The 2,559-nt window shown below is 52.2% G+C and carries 2 protein-coding genes; both read right to left on the minus strand.

Features of this window, described 5'->3' with window-relative positions:
* Positions 1 to 260: 260 nt before the first annotated feature.
* The gene (locus Q1A20_RS26010) at positions 261 to 1,061 is read right to left on the minus strand and encodes a nucleotidyltransferase domain-containing protein (RefSeq protein ID WP_299919711.1); all 801 of its coding nucleotides are present in this window, start codon (positions 1,059 to 1,061) and stop codon (positions 261 to 263) included.
* Between the two features lie 719 nt (positions 1,062 to 1,780).
* Positions 1,781 to 2,260: a hypothetical protein gene (locus Q1A20_RS26015; RefSeq protein WP_299410587.1), complete on the minus strand. Its 480-nt coding sequence runs from the start codon at positions 2,258 to 2,260 to the stop codon at positions 1,781 to 1,783.
* Positions 2,261 to 2,559 lie beyond the last annotated feature (299 nt).

Here is a 2,559-nt window from a genome sequence, read left to right on the forward strand (position 1 = left end):
CGAGTGAATCAAAGGACTTGCTTCAAAGCAACAAGACTTCTTCAACAAAATAGGCTCGGAGCGGACCTCGGAGGCAGTGCAGCATCCTTGAGCGGCAGAGGAGAATACGCCGTTACGAGGCGGCCCATTGCGGTCATTGCCGATGCGGTCAAGCGCTGCAGTGTAGCTTCACCAAACCGGACTTTCGCTGCGTACGCAAATCCAAGGTGGGACCAATAAACACAACGCGGGACAAAGCGGCCGTTGATCGGTGCATGGTTTCAATCGTAGGGCCGCTGGATGGACAGCGTCTCTTCAAGCTTTGCCCAAGTTGCCGCCTCGAAACGCTCAGGCCAATCCATACCTAAACGCTCCGCTCTCTTGCGCGCACGCGGTAGGTAGGCTGCTGCATAAGCCAACTGAGCGGAGATCATCGCATCTTGACTAGGAACGGCAGGTGGCATCGACATCAGCAAGTCTTTCTGCTCATCCGTAATCAACCGATTTAGATGTAAGATACCACCGCGATTGGGCGCGTCTGTTTCCTCGATCAACAAATCTACAAGCTTATTTCGAAGGTGATAAACACCCAAAACGCCATTGATGTATTCCTCGCGCCCCGCTGCAAGGTAGAGCAGTCCGAGTATCCTAATAAACTCCTCAACCTCGTAGCGAAACCTTTTCAAATTAGGGCTAGGTTTCGGTGTGTTTTCGGCCAGTTGTTTATAGATATCGTCGTGGTCAAAAAGAGGTTTGAGGGCGCGTTGCGTCTGCCGTCCCATCTGATCAGGCTTTAGAATAATGACATCGGTACGCGTCCAGTCTTCAGTGATCGCGTTAATCAAGACCGGAACGTTTGTTCGATCCCACCAAAGGACAATTTCACCAGTCAGTTCGACGGCCTCGCGCCACACTTTGGCAACCGCATCGGTTGCGCCGTCTTCCGAAACCAAAACGAAATCGATATCGCTGTATTCGTCGGATAAGCCATTGCCGTAGCTGCCGCTCAGGAAAAGGGCGCGGATCCCCGGAACTTGAGAGACAGCATTGGAAATGGTCCCAATAACCTCGTCATTTGTCATGCGTCGGAGCTCCTCGCAATCCTTCGCCGCACTATAGCCAAGCAGCGCGCAAAGGACAATTTGGGCTCCCTGCCCGCTTTCGCCGCTCCTTACACGAACGGCTGCTGACCATCCTTTGACGGAATTCGAGGCCCGGATAACGCTGGGCCGCATCCCTTGCATTGGCCCAGGGGATTTGGACAAGCCAAACGCCCTCCGCCGATAGGGTGAGGGCGCCGCCCTCCCCCTCGGACAAGACAAATAGACAAGGCCGTGTCCTCGGCTCACGCCTGCGGGCCGCACCACCCTCGTCGATTTGTCCTGTCTCGCCCCCTCACGCGTTCGCCACGTGGCAGATTTGCAGGAACAGGCGGCTGCGCCGTCTGACCTCCAAATCACCCACGATTTTCCGACTGGGAAACGGGATCAAACGAAACAACCCAAAGAGGCCGTGGCAGCGGATCAGGTCAGTTCATGACGCAAAGGTCAAAGTCATCTGACGTTCGACATGAAATGTGGAACGTCATGAACCTTTGACTCTGACAGAAGAAATTTTCGAGTCTGATCAACGGACCACGTCATGCAAACCTGGCCTAAACGTCAAGCATTTCTGACCTAGAGGCAGTGACGGGGCAGAAGCTGTCGTTAAGGCTGAGCGAGGCGAAAGCTGGCGGAGAGCCCTTCGAGCAGAATGCTGCGGAACCTACGAATGGCGGCTTTTTTGAATTCCGATTAGTGGTCTAGGTAAGCCCTTGACCTAGGGTCCTCTGTACGAAGTGCGGCGCCACTTCGACAATTCGATCAATAGTTCTCTTAATGTGATCGAAAGCATCCGAGCTGTGCCAGTCATCAGGTGCGAATAGGTCGTCAACATCCGGCAGGGCTTCACTTTTCATACCGCACGCCTCCATAAAATGAGGCACTTCAATGGAAAATCTCTCGCTTAGTCGCTGCTGATGATCCGTGTGCATTGCAATTATGTGATCGAATTTCTGGAGTAGGTCGCTGCTCACAAGCGTTCGAACGTGTGATGAAACATCTAATCCTTTAGAAAGTAGGTAGTCCGACACATCCTTTCGGACTGCCAAATTTGGATCATCACGGGTTCCCGCTGACGAGACAACAACACCCGTATTTGAGCCAAGTTGCGCCCTCAAAGAGTACTCCGCTGTGAGGCTGCGAAAAACGTTGCCGGTACAAATGAAGAGAACGCTAGTCATGCTTGCATCCATGTAATGTCCGGAGGAAGATATAAGACAATAGGCGCTAGCGTTCTCATTCTTCTGTCCTTCCTCCAAACCGCTCACTATCGCCACTTAAAGAAAGGCGCTTATCATCAGCAAATAGACTTTTGTTTCAAAGCTGACATTTGCAAATTTAAGCACAAGGTCCGGTTTGTCCGCTTAGCGATCATCGTTGCACGCTGCGGCTAAGGTCTCGATTGAGCCTATTTTGTTGAAGAAGTCTTGTTGCTTTGAAGCAAGTCCTTTGATTCACTCGCTATTGTAGATTGGGGGAG

The organism is uncultured Roseobacter sp. (genome assembly GCF_947501835.1).
Classification (GTDB): Bacteria; Pseudomonadota; Alphaproteobacteria; order Rhodobacterales; family Rhodobacteraceae; genus Roseobacter.